General features: G+C 43.3%; 21 protein-coding genes. 8 read left to right on the forward strand and 13 right to left on the reverse strand.

What is annotated here, in order from left to right; all coding sequences use genetic code 11:
• Positions 1-126 precede the first annotated feature (126 nt).
• Positions 127-1,143, reverse strand: coding sequence for a Tle-like phospholipase domain-containing protein (locus K0625_RS09550; RefSeq protein WP_220109474.1), 1,017 nt, complete (start codon positions 1,141-1,143; stop codon positions 127-129).
• A 397-nt stretch (positions 1,144-1,540) separates the two neighbouring features.
• On the opposite strand from K0625_RS09550, the gene K0625_RS09555 reads away from it, so the two are divergent.
• Entirely contained in the window at positions 1,541-1,720 is a 180-nt protein-coding gene (locus K0625_RS09555) for a hypothetical protein (protein ID WP_220109475.1), read from the forward strand.
• Position 1,721: 1 nt separating this feature from the next.
• Positions 1,722-2,276: a cytochrome b gene (locus K0625_RS09560; RefSeq protein ID WP_269902797.1), complete on the forward strand. Its 555-nt coding sequence runs from the start codon at positions 1,722-1,724 to the stop codon at positions 2,274-2,276.
• Positions 2,277-2,347: 71 nt separating this feature from the next.
• Here the strand turns inward: K0625_RS09560 and K0625_RS09565 are convergent, their stop codons facing one another.
• Entirely contained in the window at positions 2,348-3,454 is a 1,107-nt protein-coding gene (locus tag K0625_RS09565; RefSeq protein WP_220109477.1) for a phosphoribosylaminoimidazolesuccinocarboxamide synthase, read from the reverse strand.
• 335 nt (positions 3,455-3,789) lie between these two features.
• On the opposite strand from K0625_RS09565, the gene K0625_RS09570 reads away from it, so the two are divergent.
• Positions 3,790-4,656, forward strand: coding sequence for a substrate-binding periplasmic protein (locus K0625_RS09570; protein ID WP_232846999.1), 867 nt, complete (start codon positions 3,790-3,792; stop codon positions 4,654-4,656).
• Between the two features lie 11 nt (positions 4,657-4,667).
• Here K0625_RS09570 and K0625_RS09575 read toward each other — a convergent pair whose 3' ends face one another.
• The 4 genes from K0625_RS09575 to K0625_RS09590 form a co-directional block, all read right to left on the reverse strand.
• Positions 4,668-5,414, reverse strand: coding sequence for a substrate-binding periplasmic protein (locus tag K0625_RS09575; RefSeq protein ID WP_220109478.1), 747 nt, complete (start codon positions 5,412-5,414; stop codon positions 4,668-4,670).
• Positions 5,415-5,575: 161 nt separating this feature from the next.
• The gene (hisIE, locus tag K0625_RS09580; RefSeq protein WP_220109479.1) at positions 5,576-6,208 is read right to left on the reverse strand and encodes a bifunctional phosphoribosyl-AMP cyclohydrolase/phosphoribosyl-ATP diphosphatase HisIE; all 633 of its coding nucleotides are present in this window, start codon (positions 6,206-6,208) and stop codon (positions 5,576-5,578) included.
• A 43-nt stretch (positions 6,209-6,251) separates the two neighbouring features.
• Positions 6,252-7,025, reverse strand: coding sequence for an imidazole glycerol phosphate synthase subunit HisF (hisF, locus tag K0625_RS09585; RefSeq protein ID WP_220109480.1), 774 nt, complete (start codon positions 7,023-7,025; stop codon positions 6,252-6,254).
• A 285-nt stretch (positions 7,026-7,310) separates the two neighbouring features.
• Positions 7,311-8,339 (reverse strand): LacI family DNA-binding transcriptional regulator, encoded by a 1,029-nt coding sequence (locus K0625_RS09590; protein WP_220109481.1) that lies wholly within the window; start codon positions 8,337-8,339, stop codon positions 7,311-7,313.
• Between the two features lie 346 nt (positions 8,340-8,685).
• On the opposite strand from K0625_RS09590, the gene K0625_RS09595 reads away from it, so the two are divergent.
• The 3 genes from K0625_RS09595 to K0625_RS09605 all read left to right on the forward strand — a co-directional run bounded on the left by K0625_RS09595 (position 8,686) and on the right by K0625_RS09605 (position 12,621).
• Entirely contained in the window at positions 8,686-9,759 is a 1,074-nt protein-coding gene (locus K0625_RS09595) for a UDP-glucose--hexose-1-phosphate uridylyltransferase (RefSeq protein WP_220109482.1), read from the forward strand.
• A gap of 45 nt (positions 9,760-9,804) precedes the next feature.
• Positions 9,805-10,962, forward strand: a complete 1,158-nt coding sequence (gene galK, locus K0625_RS09600) for a galactokinase (RefSeq protein ID WP_220109483.1) — start codon at positions 9,805-9,807, stop codon at positions 10,960-10,962.
• A 96-nt stretch (positions 10,963-11,058) separates the two neighbouring features.
• Positions 11,059-12,621: a sodium/sugar symporter gene (locus K0625_RS09605; protein WP_220109484.1), complete on the forward strand. Its 1,563-nt coding sequence runs from the start codon at positions 11,059-11,061 to the stop codon at positions 12,619-12,621.
• Positions 12,622-12,693: 72 nt separating this feature from the next.
• Here K0625_RS09605 and hisA read toward each other — a convergent pair whose 3' ends face one another.
• The 7 genes from hisA to K0625_RS09640 all read right to left on the reverse strand — a co-directional run bounded on the left by hisA (position 12,694) and on the right by K0625_RS09640 (position 19,922).
• On the reverse strand, positions 12,694-13,431 hold the full coding sequence (hisA, locus tag K0625_RS09610; RefSeq protein ID WP_220109485.1) for a 1-(5-phosphoribosyl)-5-[(5-phosphoribosylamino)methylideneamino]imidazole-4-carboxamide isomerase: 738 nt from the start codon (positions 13,429-13,431) through the stop codon (positions 12,694-12,696).
• Complete coding sequence (gene hisH / locus K0625_RS09615; RefSeq protein WP_220109486.1) at positions 13,431-14,081, reverse strand: imidazole glycerol phosphate synthase subunit HisH; 651 nt, start codon at positions 14,079-14,081, stop codon at positions 13,431-13,433. The genes hisA and hisH overlap by 1 nt, the downstream gene beginning before the upstream one ends.
• A 49-nt stretch (positions 14,082-14,130) precedes the next feature.
• Positions 14,131-15,210 (reverse strand): bifunctional histidinol-phosphatase/imidazoleglycerol-phosphate dehydratase HisB, encoded by a 1,080-nt coding sequence (gene hisB, locus K0625_RS09620; protein WP_220109487.1) that lies wholly within the window; start codon positions 15,208-15,210, stop codon positions 14,131-14,133.
• Between the two features lie 63 nt (positions 15,211-15,273).
• Complete coding sequence (gene hisC, locus K0625_RS09625) at positions 15,274-16,320, reverse strand: histidinol-phosphate transaminase (RefSeq protein ID WP_220109488.1); 1,047 nt, start codon at positions 16,318-16,320, stop codon at positions 15,274-15,276.
• Positions 16,317-17,618, reverse strand: a complete 1,302-nt coding sequence (gene hisD / locus K0625_RS09630; protein ID WP_220109489.1) for a histidinol dehydrogenase — start codon at positions 17,616-17,618, stop codon at positions 16,317-16,319. Before hisD ends, hisC begins: the two co-directional genes overlap by 4 nt.
• A gap of 3 nt (positions 17,619-17,621) precedes the next feature.
• Positions 17,622-18,521 (reverse strand): ATP phosphoribosyltransferase, encoded by a 900-nt coding sequence (hisG, locus tag K0625_RS09635; RefSeq protein ID WP_220109490.1) that lies wholly within the window; start codon positions 18,519-18,521, stop codon positions 17,622-17,624.
• Positions 18,522-19,058: 537 nt separating this feature from the next.
• Entirely contained in the window at positions 19,059-19,922 is an 864-nt protein-coding gene (locus K0625_RS09640; RefSeq protein WP_220109491.1) for a helix-turn-helix domain-containing protein, read from the reverse strand.
• A 147-nt stretch (positions 19,923-20,069) separates the two neighbouring features.
• Between K0625_RS09640 and K0625_RS09645 the strand changes: the two genes are divergently transcribed.
• Together K0625_RS09645 and K0625_RS09650 are read left to right on the forward strand one after the other, a co-directional pair.
• Entirely contained in the window at positions 20,070-20,999 is a 930-nt protein-coding gene (locus K0625_RS09645) for a DMT family transporter (protein WP_220109544.1), read from the forward strand.
• Positions 21,000-21,079: 80 nt separating this feature from the next.
• Positions 21,080-21,286, forward strand: a complete 207-nt coding sequence (locus K0625_RS09650; RefSeq protein ID WP_012324724.1) for a cold-shock protein — start codon at positions 21,080-21,082, stop codon at positions 21,284-21,286.
• Positions 21,287-21,333 lie beyond the last annotated feature (47 nt).

Genomic DNA, 21,333 nt, shown 5'->3' on the forward strand with positions numbered 1-21,333 from the left:
AGGTTATAATAGCTAGGGTTTGTTTTATGTGTAACGGGTTGCACTCCATTGCAATGACAGAGTAGATTTATACCGGTTGGTATTTATATCCATACTCTTAATCCTTTATTTTAAAAATATGAATATTTAAGGTGTAATATCATTAATTAAACTTGGTAGTGAGTTTATAGCGTAAAAAGTAAGGAAGAAACTGATATCAATATCATCTGGTGTTAAATCAATATATAAGTTGAATGGATTAATATCATTATTTTCTCCATTAAGGTTAAATGGGTTATATCTATTTAATGGGTTAGATAGAAAACTAAGTTCCTCTTTTAATGGAGGGGTAAGGTGTCTAGCTAGAGAGTTATTAAAAATGATGGGATTAAACCTATTGTCCGAAAGGTAGAATATATCCCCATATTGCAGTGTGCCAGACTCTAAGTTACCCACAACATCAGCATCTTGTTGATGATCTGTATCGGAAACAAACTCTCCCTCTAAATTAAAGTTGATAATTAATTTAGCATTTAATTTAACCTGACTTTCACCTTTTTCGCTGATTAGGCTTTGATATATATTATTGTTGATCCCTGTGGCATCAAATACAATTGAGCTTAGCCCTGATTGTAAAGCTGCTGCAGTGGCGAGGCCGCCGCCTAAGCTATGGCCTGTCAGTTTAATCTCATTACTTGGGTAGCGACTTTTGACACTTTTGGCAAGCGCCATTGCTTGAGCGTATTGAGCGGGAAACTCTCCGGCCGTCAGGCCACCATCGGTAACCCAATCAGAGGTGCCAAGTTCACTGCCTCGGTAGGCGATAATAATTTGTGCTCCTGATTTGAACACCACAGCATTAAAGCCAGAGTCTTTAGCATGAGTCTCTACTCTTGACCATCCATTAGGGCTTTGGTGACTGGTATAGGCCGCTTCAGCAAATTCAAGCATTGCCAGTGCATCGCGTGCTTTATTGACAGATGGTGGATTATTACTAGGGTAGATGGTGCCAGTGTCACTGTCGGTAAAATTATAATTTGGATTGCCAATACTATTGAAAAAACCTATAAAGTTTTCTGTATCGTTAGCCTGAACTTGCGGACTAATATATAAAATTGAAGCAATAGCATGAATAAAACTAAATCTTATTAACTTACTCAACATCTTTTATTCTCCATTTTTGTTAAATATTAAAATAATATGAATGCTGAATATTCAGTGTTTATTATATCTACAGACTTATAGGGTAATATTCAAACTAAAGTCGCTATACTTTGGTCTAAGTAAAATGTGACATCTATTTAAGATCTTTGAAATATATAGGAAATGTTAAGTGAAATAATTTTAAAATAAAGTGGATTCACCCTACCTTGGAATGTTTTTTAGCATAATAAAGTGTGGGTGTATGCTGATTGTTATTTCAGCTTTCATATAAGCTTTATTTTATATGCATCTTGTTTCCAGTGCTTTTACTCTTAGAGACGGTGGGTGTATTTTTTGAGTATTTCAAACCCTCCAAGTTCGTAATAACTCCTATAGTATGGATTTTTAGGAGTTTTCTATGAAAAAGTTAACAATGACCATTCAACAGGGATTATCTGTATTCATTTTGCTACCAGTTTCAATGCAAACAATAGCGGAAAAGAGAGTATCTAACTCGGGTCGCTCTGAACTGTGCATTGCTTGCCATGCTCCTTTGAATGGCACTGACAGGGAGGTACTTAACGGCCGTGCTGAATAATATGTCTGTGGCTAAGTGTTTGTTATGCAATAATCTGGGCCGAATACTGCACTGGTGCCTAGTCTTTAGTGTGTTTATGACTTACACCACAGCCTATTATCGCTATTGGTATACATCTCAGAGTGAAGTGGCAAACTGGTACCTTCTGCTTATCCATATCAACTTTGGCATTCTGGTGCTAGTTCTGACTGTCATTATGTTGGCTTACCGGATATTAAGACGGTCAGCGCATTTTACTAAGCCTAGTGTTCTAGCTGCTAGACTTGTTCATTATTGCTTGTATTTCATCTTACTCATGATGCCTATTACGGCTTATATTGGCACGGCTGTTGATATACCTCTGTTGGGCGCTGTCTATTTATCAGGATTTTTTAGATTTGAAGTGGTTGAGCACTGGGTTAGAGAGGAAGTAGGGATGCAGATGATCGCCTTTATTGAGCCATTTGCTATCTTTCATAAAGATGTCGGCGCCGATATCATTTTACCGTTTTTACTCTTGGGCCACATAGGTGCTGCAGTTGTTCATCTATGTTGGCAAGATGGAAAAGATCTGTAGCAGCAGAAACAGGTAATAAAAAAGCCGTAACTTTAAGATGTTACGGCTCTCAATTATCTAGCTAGATTGAATTAATCAGTTATTAGCTGATATTCATTGCGTAAAATATCGATGATCTCTTGCTTAGGGTCCTCACTGATAGTCAGCTTTTTCCCTATGACCTTCTCTGCAATGCCGACATAGGTGTTTGAGATATCCATCATTACGGATTGAGGTAACTTGTTATCGGCAGCGAGTGCGAAACGTTCAGGCATGCGCTCCTTGTTTAGTAAGATATCTGGATCTGGGAAGTGATTAAGTAACCACTGTCTGAATCCCTCTTTTGATTTTTCGATTATCTTGCCATCACGGTGTGCCGGGCCATCCCAGATCCGTGAGCTGTCAGGTGTGCCCACTTCATCCATATAGATAAGCTTCTCCTGCCCGTCAGCATTTTTAACGTAACCAAACTCAAATTTGGTGTCGATAAAGATCTGATCTTGTGCGTCAAGAGCCTCACTGATCACTGCAAAGCCTTCCTTGAGGAGTTTTTCGTAGAGGTCAACATCAGAGAGTTTGCGGAAGTTAAACCCTTCAAGGTGACGCTCTAGATCGGCACGAGAGACGTTTACATCATCGGCTTCAGGTACGCCTTCAAGGCCTGTTAACACACCTTTAGTCGATGGTGTGATCAAAATTTCGGGAAGTTTCTGATCTTTCTCTAAGCCTTCCGGTAGCCTAATGCCACAAAACTCACGCTCACCTGAGCTGTATGCACGCCACATAGAGCCTGTGATGTATTGTCTTGCAATCGCTTCAACCATCACAGGTTGCGCTTTTTGAACTATCCAAACAAAAGGGTGGGGGACATCTAGAATATGGCTATCGGCTAACCCTTTCTCTTTAAAGAGTTTAAACCAGTGGTTTGAGATAGCGTTTAGTGCTGCTCCTTTTCCTGGGACACCATTGAGACCGCCTTCGCCTTGCCAGATACAGTCAAACGCAGAGATACGGTCGCTGATCACCATAATTGCAAGGGGAGTATCAGCAGGAACATCGTAACCTTTTTCTTGAATTAAGCGGGCATTATCTTGCTCTGTAAGCCAGTAAACACTGCGAACTTTACCGGAATGAACGGCCTTATCTGTACGAATAGGAAGATCATCATTAACTGCGAGAACTTTATTAGAGAGATTCATAGGGTCTTTTATTATATTGGATGATTTCGGCGGGAATTGTAGCAGAACTTCTCATTCGCAACAGCTTTTTAGCGGGGGAATAACAGTTGCGAACAGTGTTTTTCATTTTACAGCCAAACACGGTTAACTGGGTTAGATATCAGGGAGATTTTACCCATATTGAACCTCTGAATTATAAATGTATCTGTTAAGGACATCGAGTGCCACAATCTCAGTTGATTGGCTCATGGCACTCTACTCAATGAAGGGCTAGTTTGGGTAGAACGGGTTTCGGTGAGAGAATGGGCTAGGACAAATTGACAGTTTCTGGCTTGGGGTTAACACTTGATTAGGGATTGAGGTTAACTTTAGGTTGGAGTGAGCTAGATGAAATATCTCTACCACTTTTTAAAACAGATATGGGGTTGAAAATCTTGGGGCTATTTAGAGCTGTTAACCGGATTGCTGCCATTATTTTTCTCCTTGTTCATATGAGTTTACTCGCACAAGAGAGGCCTGCACGTATTGTATTTGCAACCAGCAACTATGAGCCTTATGTGATCAATATCAAAGGGGTTGCAAGTGGAGTGATCCCAGACATTGTTGAGGAGGCGTTAAAAGGGAGCGCTTTTTCACCTGATATTATTTTCGAGCCATGGCTTCGTGGTGAGCATGAATTAAAAGCTGGAAAGGTATTTGCCTGCTTCCCCTACCTTAAAACAGCAGAGAGGCAGAGTGAGTTTATTTTTTCTGATCCACTTATCTATTTTTTTCCTAAATTCTTTTACCTGAAATCTCGCTTTCCCAATGGGTTTGAATGGCAGAAATTGTCTGACTTTAAAGGTTACACTTTAGGAGGTGTGAGAGGGTACTGGTATGAAAAACCGTTTAAACAAGCGGGGTTAACGATTCACTATGTGACTTCAGATAAACAGAATGTTGAGATGTTAAAACTAAAAAGGATAGATTTTACCCTAATAGATGAGTTAGTGGGGTGGGAGTTAGTGAGTCAATCATTCCCCAACGAACTCGCCAGTTATGGGGTGGCTTCGAAGCCTGAAAGCAGTACTGCTTTTCATTTGATGATCTCGCCAAACTACCCTAACTCAAAGGCGATCACTCGGACGTTTAATCTAGGATTAAGGAGGATTATTGAAAATGGAACTTATCAGAAGATATTGGAGCGGTATCAGGTGCCACAAGGGTACTCTGTGATTGATTGAGTTTTTATGGTTTACATTTGATACCGCCTAATTATGTCAGTTATTTTTCCACTACTTTTTAGCTCAACTATCTTAGTTTCAATCTGCTTAATCAATGGCTCTGATAACCCTTCGCTGTAGGAAAGGTGTATTGGATAGGAGCTGATCACAGATGAGAAGTCGATAAAAGCATACTCATCTATCTCTAGGCCTAAGGTTTTGAGTGTATAAAGAGCCCGGTTTTTCATGGCAACAAAGGCGATACCTCTACCAGTTTTCAGTGCTTTTAGCGCATGTTCATGGCTACCGACTTGAATATGTTTGATTTGGCCCTTGATAAGGTAACTGTCTAAACCTGGGTAGGAGAACCCTTTTAAGGTAATGAGGGTTTGACCAAACAGATCTTCTATTTTTGAAAAGTGAAGTTCAGTATCTTTGTCGGTAATGAGTTGGTGGGACACATAAAATAGTGGATGCTCAGAGAGGCGGTTATTTTGTATTTTGACACCACTACTGTGCTTCCAAGCGGGGGAGCCATAACTTATCCAATGACCTTGATTCTCTTTCTCCATCATAAAAAGCATGCGTTTAAAGGGGTAAGTCTTGTGGATGATATTGGTACGTGAACCTCTAAGGATAGAGGTGATGATGTCACTGATAATTCCTTGATGTTGTCCGGTATCATCCACTATCTGAAAAGGTTCGGCCTGATGTGCGATAACAAAATAGGTCAAAGGTTTTGCATTTAGTAGAGCGGAGTGAGTAGCATTGCTAATCAAGAGGCCGCATAAGACTAACCAATGCATTAGTTTGATAATTTTACCTCACACTTTATACATTATGTTTACATTTAAAGCGATTATACTGCTGATTTATTAGGATTTAAATAAATAAAGCCTCATCAATGAGGCTTTATTATTTTATTCTGTAAGGTGCTGCTTTAATTTGCTTTTAAATGGCGTTTACGCAAATTATTAGTGATATCGGCTAGAGTGAGATCTTGATCTTCAAGTAGCACCAATAGGTGATAGATAAGATCCGATGCTTCATCGATTAACTCTGGTTTGTCGTGAGTTGCTGCGGCTAGCGCTGCTTCTAATCCCTCTTCACCGACCTTCTGTGCAATACGCTTAGTGCCACTTTCAAACAGATGTGCGGTATAACTGGATTTTGGATCATCGCCTTTGCGAGCCGCAATCAAGTTGGCCAAATTATCGAGGAAAGTGTGGGCATCTCCATCTGGCCAGCAGCTCTCAGTTTGCAGGTGACAGGTAGGGCCGTTAGGAAGTACTTGCACCAATAAACTGTCGTTGTCGCAATCTTTGTCGATAGCGACTAGATCTAATGTATGGCCCGATGTTTCTCCTTTTGTCCATAATGCTTGCTTACTTCTGCTGAAAAAGGTTACTGAGCCTGTTTCTAAGGTTTTATCCAGTGCGGCCTTATCCATGTAGCCCAACATGAGCACTTTTCCGGTTAAGTGGTTCTGCACGATAGCAGGGATCAGTCCATCTTGCTTATCCCAATCTAGTGAGTTTGAGAGTGTTGATTTGTCTTTTACTGAATCGGTCATTTTCTGTTCCTATCGCTTAAGCATTGAGCCTGAGCTTTATCGTTTAGCGGCGTGTGGGGATCTTGTGCTGAGCTAAGTAGCTTTTCAGCTCATTGATGTCGATGATCCCTTTATGGAATACACTTGCTGCAAGTGCAGCATCAACCTTGGCTATCTCAAAGACATCTTTAAAATGCTCCATGGTTCCTGCACCGCCTGAAGCGATAAGTGGTACATCGCAGATCTCTCGAATGATAGAGAGCTGCTTTAGATCGTAACCTTGACGTACGCCATCTTGGTTCATCACGTTTAAAACAATCTCACCGCAACCTCGCTTTTGCACCTCTTCAACCCAGCTTTGAGTAAACCATTGGGTATCTTTGGTTGCGGATTCATCGCCGGTAAACTGCTTCACCCTGTAGCTGTCGCTTGCTTCGTCATAATAGGAGTCGATACCTATTACAATACATTGACGGCCGAATTCATCCTGCAAGCGTTGAATTAAACTTGGATCGGAAAGGGCGGGTGAATTGACTGAGATCTTATCTGCGCCAAAAGCAAGCTTCTCTCTGGCTTGCTCTATGGTGCTAATACCACCGGCAACACAGAAGGGGATATCGATACGCTCGGCAACTCTGCTCACCCAGCTTTTATCGATAACTCTGTCATGGGCACTGGCGGTGATGTCATAAAAGACTAACTCATCCGCCCCCTCTTCGGCATACCTTGCTGCTAAAGGGACGATATCACCGACAATTTCGTGGTTGCGGAACTGCACGCCTTTAACGACTTTTCCCTCTCTGACATCAAGGCAGGGTACGATACGTTTAGCTAACATAATATCACCTTGGGGCTAATGCTTTGTTTTGTTAAAACGACAGTGGTGTTTTTTAGATTTTCTAGGGTACACATAGGTGATAACACTTACATTGAACTAATTAAAAATGAATAGACCTTCACACGAATGAATAGTGGTGCATAACAATGCAGTTATTCTTGAAATCGAATATACAGGTTTTTTACATCGCAGTTAACATAAAAAGCAGAACACCTAGTTATTAAATAGACTTTTCTATCCTTGATGTTAATTGATGAAAAATTAGCGAGAAAAACCCTTAATATCTCAGTTTTCGTTGCATAAACTTGTTGATTCTCTTTTGACTAGTCTAGGGACATATTTGTTTGTCTTGCTTTCGACCTTGTACTCATCTTTAGCCGTTCTCCTCTCTTTGGTTAATTCTATGGCCAAATTTGCCGCTTGTTGTGCCATCTCTTCAATGGGGTAGTTAAGCGTGGATAGCTTTGGCCTCGAATAGCGAGAGAGCAGAACATCATCAAAGCCAATCACCGAAATATCTCGGGGAACTCGATAACCGTTGTCCTCCAGCGTCGATATTGCCCCTATTGCCATAGCATCGTTATAAACAAAGAGTGCAGAAAATGTTTTTCCTGAAGAGAGTAAGTGTTGAGTTGCTATCTCCCCGCCTTGCAGGTTGGGCTCGCCGTACTCTATTAACTGCTCGTCGATAGCAAATCCGGCACCAGTCAACTCTCGCGTGAATCCCTCGAGCCTGAGCCCTGGATCTTCAATTTGATATTTACTGGAGATAGAGGCAAATTTTTGGTGGTTTAAGGCGAGTAGGTGACGGGCTGCTATTTTCCCTCCCTCTAGGTTATCTAGCCAGACACAACGATGTGAGATCTGTTCAATGTGTCGATCGATTAACACAAGCCCTGGAATTTGCTCAGATAAAACGATTAACTCATCATCGGTGAGCTTTTTACTGTGAACAACCATCACATCACATCGCCTCTCTCTGAGTAGATTTATCGCTTGTCTCTCAGATTCTGCACTCACCAAGCCGGTACTTAACAGTAGCTGCATACTCTGTTGTCGGGCGACTTGCTCAACTCCGTTAGCTAATGAAGCAAAGAAGGGGTCGGTCAATGAGGGGATTATCACCCCAATAGTGGTGCTTCTTTGTGTGACTAAGGCTCGTGCATTTGCATTGGGGGTGTAGTTGAGCTCAAGCATCACTTTAGTGACTTTTTGCTTGGTTTTCTCCTTCACTTTCGGATCGTTATTAACAACACGGGAGACGGTTGCGACCGAGACTCCCGCGACACGAGCAATGTCTTTGATTGTTGACATAAGATAACGTTTACATTATTTGAAAATCGTATTTGTTGATTAATATACACATAGGAATGAATCTAAACAAGAGTCTAGCTCTTTGCTCATCTATAGCTTGGTTAATAGGTTAGTAACTCTTTTTATTTTTCGATTTAATTGGCTGTATTTAAATGAATTTAACCTTACCCCTTGTTGTGTGTAGTACTTATTTAGAATATCAGTGAACACAAGTCGATGCCTCAAGGTTTAAACTGAAACCCCCTTTATTCATAAAGCTAACAAGGTTTGAATTCATTCTGCCTATTGCAATTAAAAATGGAAACGTTTACATTTTGTCTATTCGCTAGCTATTAATACTATAAATATGACTGTTGATTTTGATCCTACTGAACACCCACATCGCCGATATAACCCATTAATTGATGAATGGGTCTTGGTATCGCCACATAGGGCGAAGCGTCCATGGCAAGGCCAAGTTGAAGCTTTGGATGAGGAGGATAAGCCCAGCTATGATGAAAATTGTTTCTTGTGCTCCGGCAATACGCGTATCAATGGTGAAGTTAACGAAAAGTATACTGACACTTTTGTTTTTAAAAATGATTTTGCAGCACTAAAGCAAGATACTCCTGAGCTCCATAGTGATGACCCTCTGTTTACTATGGCAACGGAGAGGGGAGAGAGTCGTGTGATCTGCTTCTCGCCAGATCACAGTAAAACTTTGCCTCAACTCTCGGTTGCTGAGATCACCGCTGTGGTTAAAACCTGGAAGGCACAAACCTCAGATTTAGCAAAAAGCTACCAATGGGTACAAGTTTTTGAAAATAAAGGCGCAGTGATGGGCTGCTCCAATCCCCATCCCCATGGTCAAATATGGGCTCAAAATCATCTACCCACTTTAGTTCAGAAGAAGCAAAAAGCGTTTGATACATACACCCATAACTATGGAACAAATCTACTGCAAGATTATGCTAAACGTGAAATTTCTGATGAGCATATTCAAGGTGAGCGTGTGGTTGTGAGCAATGCTGATTGGCTGGTAGTGGTGCCTTATTGGGCCGCTTGGCCATTTGAAACTCTATTATTGCCCCGTTTTCCTGTTCAACGTATGACAGATTTGAATGGCCAACAAGAGAGCTCTCTTGCAGATATATTGCAGCAGATCACCATTCGTTACGATAACCTGTTTACTACCTCTTTCCCTTACTCTATGGGCTGGCATGGGGCTCCTTTTGATGGTGAGAAGCATCCTGAATGGACATTGCATGCTTCATTTTTCCCTCCCTTGTTACGCTCGGCACAGGTACGAAAATTTATGGTCGGTTATGAGATGTTAGCGGAGGCGCAGCGTGACTTAACCCCAGAACAAGCAGCCCAAAGATTACGTTTAGCCTCGAATGAGCATTATAAAACTGCAGGTCAGTTCAAAGCGACGACTTGATATTTGGTATCGGTGATTTTAGTTAGGGTGTGATTGAGAATTTTTATGTCAGATTTAGTCAGTAAAGTAAGAGCTGTTTTTGAAGTGGGTTTTCGTTACCAAGCACAATATGTGCTCCAAGCTCCTGGGCGCGTCAACTTAATTGGGGAACACACAGATTACAACGACGGTTATGTTTTACCTTGTGCGATTAATTACTGTGCGGTTGTTTGTGCCAGCCCTCGTGAGGATAGCTTAGTACGAGTTATCTCGGTTGACTATGATGGAGCGACAGATGAGTTCTCCCTCGATGAGGATATTGTTTCTATCAAGAATAGTTGGGCGAACTACATACGCGGCGTGATCAAACATTTGAAATTGAGGGGTTATCAATTTGGCGGCGCCGATATTGCTATCGGTGGAGATGTACCTCAAGGGGCTGGTTTAAGCTCCTCTGCTGCACTGGAAGTGGTAATTGGCCAGACGTTTAAGGCTTTATACAGTCTAGATATCAGTCAACAAGAGATAGCGTTAAACGGTCAAGAAGCTGAAAACCAATTTGTGGGTTGTAACTGTGGAATTATGGATCAACTCATTTCTGCAGAAGCCAAAAAAGATCATGCCTTGTTGATAGATTGCCGGAGTTTAGCAACAAGGCTAGTGGCACTGCCTAAAGGGAACAGTATTGTTATTGTTAACTCCAACAAAAAACGTGGCTTAGTTGACAGTGAATACAATACCCGTCGTAAGCAATGTGAAGTCGCAGCGACATTTTTTGGGGTGAAGGCACTGCGTGATGTCGATATCGACACCTTTTATGCCCGAGAGTCTGAACTTGATAGCGTGATAGCAAAACGTGCAAAACATATTATCACTGAAAATGCCCGAACCTATGCAGCCGCTCAAGCGATGGCCAGTAATGATATGCAGACGCTGCAGAGGTTAATGGCGGAATCTCATGCTTCTATGCGAGATGACTTTGAAATTACCGTACCTGAAGTGGATACATTAGTCGCCATTATCAAGTCTGAAGTCGGCGCGCTCGGCGGTGTACGTATGACAGGTGGAGGTTTTGGTGGTTGTGTTGTTTCTATTGTCCCCGATGCATTAGTTAATCAGGTTATCAATGCTGTTGAAACGCAATATTATGAGCAAAGTGGCTTATGGGCTTCCATCTATGTTTGTACCGCGCAAATTGGCGCTGGCTCAGTTTTTACAAGTTAGCCTAAAGCGGGTTTACTGTTTTTATACAAACAGCGCTCAATTTGAATGAAGAAGATGATAATAAATTAAAAAATAATAAAGATAGGAAGGAAGAAAATGACACTCGATACCCTCGATATTAATGTTTTTATTGCCTACGTGGTGGGCTTGATCATCATAGCGATCTGGATATCGCGAGGTGAAAAATCCCATGAAACCAATACGGAAGATTACTTCTTAGCCAGTAAGGCATTACCATGGTGGGCTATTGGTGCCTCTTTGATAGCCTCAAATATTTCAGCAGAGCAGATCATTGGTATGTCTGGCTCTGGGTATGCAATGGGGCTCGCTATTGCATCCTATGAGTGGATGGCGGCAATTACCTTGATCTTGGTTGGTAAGTACCTGTTACCGATCTTTTTGAAGAATGAAATATTCACTATGCCTCAATATCTTGAGCAGCGTTTTGATAGTCGAGTGAAAACAATCTTAGCGATCTTCTGGATAGCTGTGTATATCTTTGTCAACTTAACCGCAGTGTTATGGTTAGGTGGGTTAGCGATTGAAGCTGTCGCCGGTATCGATGCCATGACGGGTATGCTTTTCTTATCTATTTTTTCTATTGTTTACTCACTCTATGGTGGTTTAAAAGCGGTCGCGTATACCGATATTGTGCAAGTTGTGTTGTTAGTCTTTGGTGGCTTGCTACTAAGTTATTTGGCATTGACTCAAGTCGCTGATGGTGAAGGCTTGTTTGCAGGTTTTGCTATCTTAAGTGAGGAGCTTCCCGGCCACTTTGATATGATTTTAAGCCCTGATAATGCTAACTATATGAGTTTACCCGGTATCTCAGTGCTTATTGGAGGCATGTGGGTGATGAATATTAGTTATTGGGGTTTCAACCAATATATTATTCAGCGTGCACTTGCTGCTAAAAACTTGGGTGAAGCGCAAAAGGGTATCGCTTTTGCTGCCTACTTAAAGCTTCTTATGCCCGTGATTGTGGTTTTGCCGGGGATCGCAGCCGTGGTTCTATTTCCTAACTTGACCTCACCTGACTTAGCATATCCCTCTATGATGAGCCTGATGCCTGTTGGGATTAAAGGGCTAGTGTTTGCCGCTTTGGTTGCTGCAATTGTTTCATCCCTTGCTTCAATGACCAACTCTATCTCTACTATTTTTACCATGGATATCTACGCAAAGTTAAAACCTGCTAAGAGCCAAACTCATTACGTTAATGTTGGTCGCATTGCGACATTAACCGCTTTAGCGATTGCATTATTAACGGCTAGACCACTACTTGGACAGTTTGAGCAAGCGTTTCAATATATTCAGGAATTCACTGGTTTGTTCACACCAGGAATTGTGGTGATATTCATTACTGGTATGTTTTGGAAGCGTGCGACGTCAAGGGGCGCTTTGGCTGCGGCAATAGGCTCAGCGGTTTTCTCTGTTGCATTGAAATTTGGGATCCCATCACTGCCATTTATGGATCGGATTGGCTTAGTTTTTCTGCTCTGCTTAGCCGTAACGATAGTTGTTTCCTTAATGGACAAACCTTCAGATCATGATAGTAGCGTGAGTTTAGATGATGTGAGTTTTATTACCGACAGAGGCTTTAATCTTGCTGCAATTGGTTGCGTGATTATTCTTACTTTCTTCTATGTGACTTGGTGGTAACCTGACTATATTAATACCAATTAATATCAAGATTTGACTCACTCCAGCTTTACTTAGCTGGAGTGATTTTTTTTAGCTATTTGGCCAGCAGGTAATGGCCTGCTCTACATTGAAGTTTTCAATCAATAACGCTTTACCTATGATGATACCACTCGCGCCGCTATCTCTGACCGCGGCAACATCATCGAGGCTGGCAATGCCTCCAGAAGCTTGCCACTCAATCTGAGGGTAGCTGCTTGCTATTTCGCGATAGAGTTGCGTGTTTGCACCTTGCAAAGTGCCATCTCGGCTAATATCGGTCACCAAAGCGTGTTTTAGTCCATAGGGCTTAAAAACTTCAACCAGAGATTCAAGTGTTTTACCGCCGCCTGATTGCCAGCCCGATACCGCGACAATTTTTTCGCCTTGCTCATCGATATTGACATCCAATGCTAAGCAGATAGCCTCGGCGCCATACTTTTCAAACCAGCTCTGTACTAGTGATGTTTCTTTAACTGCCAGTGAGCCGATAACCACGCGCTTTACGCCAATCTCGAGCAGCTCAATCACTTGTGTTTCGCTACGTATGCCGCCACCGACCTGAATATTGGCGTCGAGTCTATCGACTAAGTCAGCAATTAATGCTGTTTGACGTTTATCAGGGTCTTTTGCCCCAGTCAGATCGACAATATGTAGCCAACTAGCACCTTGATCTTGGTAGGATTTAAGCTGAGAAAGCGGGCTTAAATCGAAAGTAGTTTTTTGTTTATAGTCACCTTGGTAGAGGCGTACAACTTGACCTTCAATAAGATCGATTGCCGGAATGATCATCAGCTTGCCTCCTGCAGTTTCATGTTAAGCGAGTCTCTGTCTAGTGCTAAAAAGTTTTTTAAGATGGCTGAGCCTACCGCTGCACTTTTTTCGGGGTGAAACTGCACGCCCATAAAGTTATCTTTAGCGATAGCGGCGCTGAAGGCTTCACCATATTGACTATTGGCAATGGTGTACTCGCTCAGAGGTGCACGGTAGCTGTGAACAAAATAGAGATAACTGCCAGATGCAATGCCATCAAAGAGCGGATGATCAGAAACCTCTATCTGATTCCAGCCCATATGGGGCAGGGGCTGACCTTGGCTATCGAGCTCTGTCACCTCTGTTGGAATAAGCCCTAAACATTCGCAATCTACCTGTTTTCCCCCTTGCTCTTTAGAGAGACTCCCCATCATCTGCATACCTAAGCACACCCCAAGGACAGGTTGTGTCAGGCTTTGAATCAGTCCGACAAGCTGTTTATCTTTTAACGATGCCATTGCGGCGCCGGCAGTGCCGACACCGGGTAGTACGACTCTATCTGCGGCTTTAATCGCTTCATGATTGTCGGTGACTAACACATCATCAGTTAATCGCTCGAATGCATAGCGCACCGAGTTTAAGTTGGCGCAGCCCGTGTCGATAATCACAGTCGTATTTGTCTGGCTCATGATATCTCCCATTGAGTCAGGCTGACTGTTTGTTGCTGGTTAACCATGACTAAAGTACCCCTTTACTCGATGGTAAGTTGTCACCTTCGACTTTTACCGCCTGACGTAGCGTACGGCCTAGCACCTTAAATAGGCTTTCAACCTTGTGATGGTCGTTGTCACCCTCAGTGGATAAGTGCAAGGTACAACGCAGACCATCGGCAAATGAGCGGAAAAAGTGTGGCACCATCTCTGTGGCCATTGAACCGACGAGTTCACGCTCAAACTCCCCTTTAAATTTAATAAAGGGGCGTCCTGATAGGTCGAGTAAGCAGGAGGCACTGGCTTCATCCATGGGAATGGCTTGCTCAAACGCATCACCAAAACGGGCGATGCCGCGTTTATCTCCCAGCGCTTGTCTAAGTGCATCACCAATGGCCAGGGCTGTATCTTCAACGCTGTGATGGTCATCAATTTCAAGATCGCCGTCAACGAATACGTCCATCTTAAAGCTGCCGTGGGTCGCTATCTGATCTAACATGTGGTCAAAAAATCCGATGCCGGTTTCAATAGTGCCTTTATCTTGAGAGTCTAGATCTATGGTGACACGTATATCAGTCTCTTTGGTGGTGCGGGTCACGCTGGCAACACGTTCACGAGTTAACAACTGCTCGGTAATCGCGTTCCAGTTTAGGGTCTCACGATTATATTGCAGGCCTTTAACGCCCATGGCATCGGCCAACCCCATGTCTGTGTGGCGATCGCCAATGACTGCCGAGCGGGTAAAATCGACTTTACCTGAGGTGAGGTACTCTTTGACGAGCCCAAGTTTTGGCTTGCGGCAGCTACAGTTTTCATCATCAAAGTGAGGGCAGAGCAGCACTTCGTCAAAAATCACTCCCTGACTCTCTAAAATCTGCATCATCATATTTTGTGGTGCATCAAAGTCATCTTTTGGAAAAGAGGGGGTGCCCAGTCCATCTTGATTGCTAACCATGACGAGACGATAACCCGCATCCTGTAGTTTTAAAAGTGAAGGAATAAGTTGTGGCTCGAAAACCAATTTCGCTAGGCTATCGACCTGTTTATCCGTGATTGGCTCCTCAATCATAGTGCCATCGCGGTCGATAAATAAGATGTTTTGCTTCATGATGTGTTAACCCTTAAATCTGTTTAATACTTATCATTATTGTTAGCGTATCTAGTCAATAACTTATTGGTTTAATATGTTAATTATTGCATCCGTATCGCTTTGATTACTGAAGCTAAAGCGGATGCAGTTAGTCAGTTTGGGATCGTTATAAGCTCTTGCCACTATCCCTGCGGTGTGTAGTCTCTCGCTCACCGTCGATGTTTGAAACTTGGCTAAGACAAAGTTACCGTTAGCGGGAAGTACCTTGGCGCCAATGCTTTGCAGTGCATCGCTTAATCGTGCGCCGCAGCTTTTTAGACTCTTGACCTGCTGTCTCATCAGCTCAATACCTGAATCACTTAAGGCCGATGTTGCTAACTGTGATACGGGAAGGGGCACCGGATAGGGCGCAATAACCCGCATCACCATGTCGCAAATATTAGGGTTAGCCATCAAAAATCCACAGCGTGCACCAGCGAGTGAAAATGCCTTGGAGAGGGTTCTTAATACAACTAAGTTATCATATTTTTCAATAAGATGAGCAACGCTATACTCAGGGCAGAACTCGATATATGCTTCATCAACAACCACCATACTCTCGGGCAGTTTTGTGAGTACTTGCTCGATACTCTCTACATCAATAACTGTGCCTGTGGGGTTGTTGGGGTTACAGATAAATACCAGCTTTGCACCTTGCGTTTGGTTAACGATATCCTTTGGCAGTTGATAATCAGCGGTCAAGCTCAAGCTTTTAACACTAACATTGAACGTCTTGGCGCTAATGGCATACATACCGTAGGTTGGCCCAAAACTGGCAATTGAGTCTATGCCGGGAATACAGAAGGTACGAATGAGCAGTTCAATGGCTTCATCTGCGCCGCGTCCGGTGATGATGCTCTGTTCACTCACTCCTGAGTAACGGCTATAGGCCGAGATAAGCTCAGGTGGTTGACACTCTGGGTAGCGGTTTAGGTTTGCCAGCTCTGAGTTATTAAAAGGGGACTCGTTAGCATTGATCCAGATATCACCACGCCCACCGATCCGCCTTGCCGATTGATAGACTTCAAGCTCCAACAGCTCAGATCTGGCAAGGCGTTGAGCAAGAGGGCGCTGTTTGATATTTCTCATAAGCTCTCTCCGGCTAGTGATGCTAAGCGAATGGCAATGGCATTTTTGTGGGCATCGAGTTGCTCGGCTGCTGCGAGAGCCATGACTGTTTGACCTAAGCCTTGCAGCCCATCGGCGCTTAGCTCCTGAACAGTGAAGCGGCGAGAGAAGTCTGCAAGTGAGAGGCTAGAGACAGCTCGGCTATAACCATAGGTCGGTAAGACATGGTTGGTGCCACTGGCGTAATCTCCTACAGACTCTGGCGTGTAAGCGCCTAGAAAGACTGAGCCAGCAGCGCGAACCTTATTCAGTAGTTCACGTGGAGCCTGAGTCTGAATAATTAAGTGCTCAGGACCATAACGGTTAGAAACCTGAACCGCTTCATCCATATCGTTAACCAGTAAGATACGACTGGCACTCAATGCGGTGACGGCTATCTCCCAACGGCTCAGTTGTGCTAATTGCTGTTTAAGTGAAGCGTTGACCTGCTCTGCTAAAGGTGAAGAGTCAGTAACTAACATCACTTGCGAGTCTGGACCGTGCTCGGCTTGTGACAGTAGATCCGCGGCAATAAAGTCTGGGTTTGCATCGCTATCGGCAATCACAAGCACTTCAGAGGGGCCAGCTGGCATATCGATACTCACCACGCAGCGACTGTCTTGGGAAACAAGACGTTTGGCTTCGGTAACATAGCGATTGCCTGGGCCAAAAATTTTATCAACGGCGGGGATAGTTTCAGTGCCAAAAGCCATTGCTGCAATGGCTTGTGCACCGCCAACCTGAAAGATATCAGTGATCCCACACTCTTGAGCTGCATAGATGATGGCATCATCTATGGGGGGCGGTGACACTAGTACTCGCTGCTGACATCCAGCGATCTGGGCTGGAAGTGCGAGCATAAGTACGGTAGAGATTAACGGTGCGCTGCCGCCAGGGATATAGAGGCCGACTTTTTCAATCGCTTCTGAGCGCAATTCGCAGCGAACCCCTGCTTGAGTTTCAACTTCAACTGGCGTGAATGCTTGTGCCTTGTGAAATGCATTAATGTTGGTTATGGCCTGGGAGATTGCCTGCTTAATTTCACTGCTGACACGAGATGATGCAGCTTCTATCTCATCCACGCAGAGCTTTAAGTTCTGAGTCTTTATCCCATCAAACTTGAGGTTAAAGTCAGCCAATGCAGTGTCTTTATCCGCTTGTACACGATTGATGATATCCAGTACATTTTGTTCCATATCGGCATCGCCAACTAATGGGGAGCGAGCGAGTGCGGTTTGTTGTTCACTCTGCGTGAGCTGTGACCAGTTGAAGATCTCCATCTGCTACCCCATCATCTTTTCAATTGGCATCACTAGGATTGAGCTGGCACCGAGCTGTGTTAGCTCCTCCATGGTATCCCAGAAGAGATCTTCAGTGCTGACAGCGTGGATAGCGACACGATTGGTATCATCGTTTAGAGGTAGCACTGTTGGATTTTCAGCGCCAGGGAGTAGGGCTACGATCTGCTCTAGTGTCTCTGTCGGTGCGTGTAGCAAGATATATTTGCTCTCTTTAGCGCGAACAACACCATTAATACGAGACAAGATTTTTTCGATAAGGGCTTGCTTTGCGGGTAGCTGAACTTCAGAGGATTGAATGATGCAGGCATTAGAGCGGTAGATGACTTCAGTTTCATAAAGGCCATTGGCCTCTAACGTGGCGCCTGTAGAGACCAGATCACAAATGCCATCAGCCAGTCCTGCACGTGGGGCTACCTCTACTGAGCCTTTGAGCATACAGTCATTGTAGGTGATCCCTTTTCTCTGCATATAGCGACGCAACAGGTTTGGGTAGGAGGTGGCGATGCGAAGGCCTTCGAGGGAGCTGGCATCTTCATAGTTAAACTCGTTGGGTACCGCTAGCGATAGACGACATGCGCCGAAGTCCAGCTCACGTAACTTAATGCAACTTGCTGGTTTATCAAGGCGTTCGCGTTCAATCTGCTCCTCTTCGAGCACATTTTCACCTATGATCCCAAGATCGACCACACCGTCCATGACTAGACCTGGAATATCATCGTCACGTACACGCAAAAGATCGATTGGCAAGTTATCAGAGTGGGCGATAAGTCGTTGCTCATTGATGTTGAATTTAACGCCACAACTTCTTAGTAGTTTCATCGACTCTTTCGAGAGGCGACCTGATTTCTGGATGGCGATGCGTAATCTGTTTGACTCTGACATGATGTGATCCCTATAAGTTGATTCAAATATCTGTTTAAATTTGTTGCTGGCTAATATTAAATCTTTATTTATCAGCCAGATAAGCTAAAACGAAAAACCCCCGGAATTCCTTCCAGGGGTTTTGATATGCTTGAATCAACCGCCAGAAGGATAGTCTCCTTCGGCAGTGAGCTTCCGAAGGCTACCGCATATGGTGGTGATGATGCACAGTGTTCAGAAGCTTTATCATAATCTTGTCTCTATCTTATCAAGTATATTGGGAGTCTGGTGACTCTTTTGTAAAATGGATATCCAATTAATATGAATATCTAATCAATTGCGACAGCATCTTTGCCAGTCGATATATTTAAACTAAACACTTTCAGAAATGATTGCAACAGCTAATTGATAATGATGAATACTCTTCAAGTATAAGTTAGATGATTAAGTCTGTTTCACAATTGTTCTGCTGTCGAAACAATCCTGTAGGCCTTGTAACTAAAAATAGGAACTTCGCAGGTTTTTACCACTTGGCACTTTGTGTTGCTTGAAGCTATGTCAGAGTTGGCTTTTCTGAAATGCTCTGGGTGTGATCCCAAACTGTTTTTTGAAGTACCTTCCCATATGGCTCTGATTTGCAAAGCCGCAGTCAAGGGCGATATCTGACAAGCTCTGTGCGCTTGTTTTAAGTAGATGTTTAACCTGTTCTATTCGGATATAGGTTAAGTATTCTTGTGGCGTGCGTGCAAAACTCTCTTTAAACATGCGGCAGAAATGATACTCACTAAGCTGAGCTAAGTCGGCCAGCTCGCAAAGATAGATCTGACGGTGGTAGTGTTGTTGAATATAATCACTGATTAGCCTTGCAACATGGGGAGAAAGTCCGCCCTTTATGCGATTTAAGGACTTTGTCAGCCCACTGCTTTGTAACATGGACACCAGTACTGTGTTAGTTATCTGCTCCAGAGCAAGGTGACTTTGTGTGTGCCAGTCTATATTGGCTACCTGATATCTAAACAGGGACTCAAGGCCTTGATTTTCAAAGAAGGTAAGCTCAGGTACCTCTATCGTTCTAGGGTCCATATCGAAGACTTTCAAAGCGAGCTGTTTAAGGTAGTTATCATCAAAGTAGAGGTGCATAAATTGCTGCGGTATGCCAAGTTGCCAGCGGCTTTCACTGTCTTTAGGCATTAAGCTGAATCGACCTGGCCCACCAAAATCTGCTTGAATATCAGTTCTGTGAGTTTCATAACCCCCACTTAGATACATGCTTAAGGTGTGCTGTTTATCATTGATGTAGAACAAACGTTCCTCGCTGTTTTGATAATGAGCCCAGCTGAGGTTCTCCGTTAACGCATGTTGGCGGAAACAGATTTTGTGTGAATCATTAAAACTGATGTGCTTGTTATGATTTTCGCTCATGGTTAAATAGTAACGTTTGGAATTGTAACTCTCAATCAAGGGGCAATATTAAACCGCAATATCGTGTTATTTCTCCCGCTATCGTGACAGAAAGTGGCGTCAGTGTGCGAGACACTGAGTCTATTACCTGATAGATGGGAGTGAATGGTGACGGCAGTTCTGTATGGAGTGATGATTTTTGTTTGGGGATTTTCATGGATTGCGATTAAGTGGCAGCAGGGGGAGGTACCCACTGAGGTCTCCATATTTTACCGCTTTGCTATCGCTGCAGCCTTGATGTTTGCGTTAGGTATTGTGTTTAAGAAATTGCAAGCAACGAATAGAAGGCAACATCTATTTTTTGCCCTTCAAGGACTCTGTTTATTCAGTATTAACTTTATGGCGTTTTACAGTGCGACCCACTATATTGCCAGCGGTTTGACCGCAGTGGTGATGTCGACAGCACCACTGTTTAATGCACTACACGGTAAGTTGATCTTCAACACGCCTATTAAACGCAATTTTGGTTTAGGTGTCTTTGTCGGCTTGAGTGGTATCTTGTTACTGTTTGGCGGTGATTTAATAGATGCCCAGTGGTCACCAGAGCTGCTCTATGGTTTACTTTTTTCCCTACTTGGCACCTGGTGTTTCTCTATAGGAAATATGATCAGTATCTATAACAGTCAAAGTCAGATCCAGCCCTATACCGCAACCAGTTATGCCATGGCGTATGGCTGTGTTGTGCTGCTGATTATCATCACTCTTAAAGGATTTAGCTTGGAGCTAGAGATGAGCACTAGATATCTTGTTAGCTTGGCCTATCTTGCCATTCCAGCATCTGTGATTGGTTTTACGGTTTATCTGATGTTGGTGGATAGATTAGGTGCGAATCAGGCGGCTTACCTGCTGCTTATCACACCCATCGTCGCCTTAATCACCTCAAGTTTTTTTGAAGGTTACCGCTGGACACTTTATTCGAGTTTGGGGCTTGTTTGCGTTATATCGGGAAATTTGATCACACAAATAAAGCCCTCAATATTGGCTTCTCTTTATGGTTTTGTCCGCAGAGAAAGGAGGGTAGACAAAATCTCCAGTTAATAGGTTTTGGTTGTTTTTTGCACTATACTGCCAATGCAGGACACTGCGATAAATCAACATTTTAAACTAAAGAGCACAGTATGAGTAAAGGTACAGTTAAGTGGTTCAATGCGGATAAGGGTTATGGGTTTATTACACCAGAAGATGGTGGAAAGGATCTGTTTGTTCATCACTCAGAGATCAGAAGTGGCGGCGGATACGCAACCTTGAATGATGGTCAATCGGTTGAGTTTGATGTCGGGGAAGGACAGAAGGGACCATGCGCAACCAATGTGATCCCTGGCTAATCTATTTAGTCAGTACAATAGTCAGTACAATAATAAGCCAGTGAATT

Origin of the sequence: Shewanella nanhaiensis, from assembly GCF_019457885.1 — a bacterium.
GTDB lineage: Bacteria > Pseudomonadota > Gammaproteobacteria > Enterobacterales > Shewanellaceae > Shewanella > Shewanella nanhaiensis.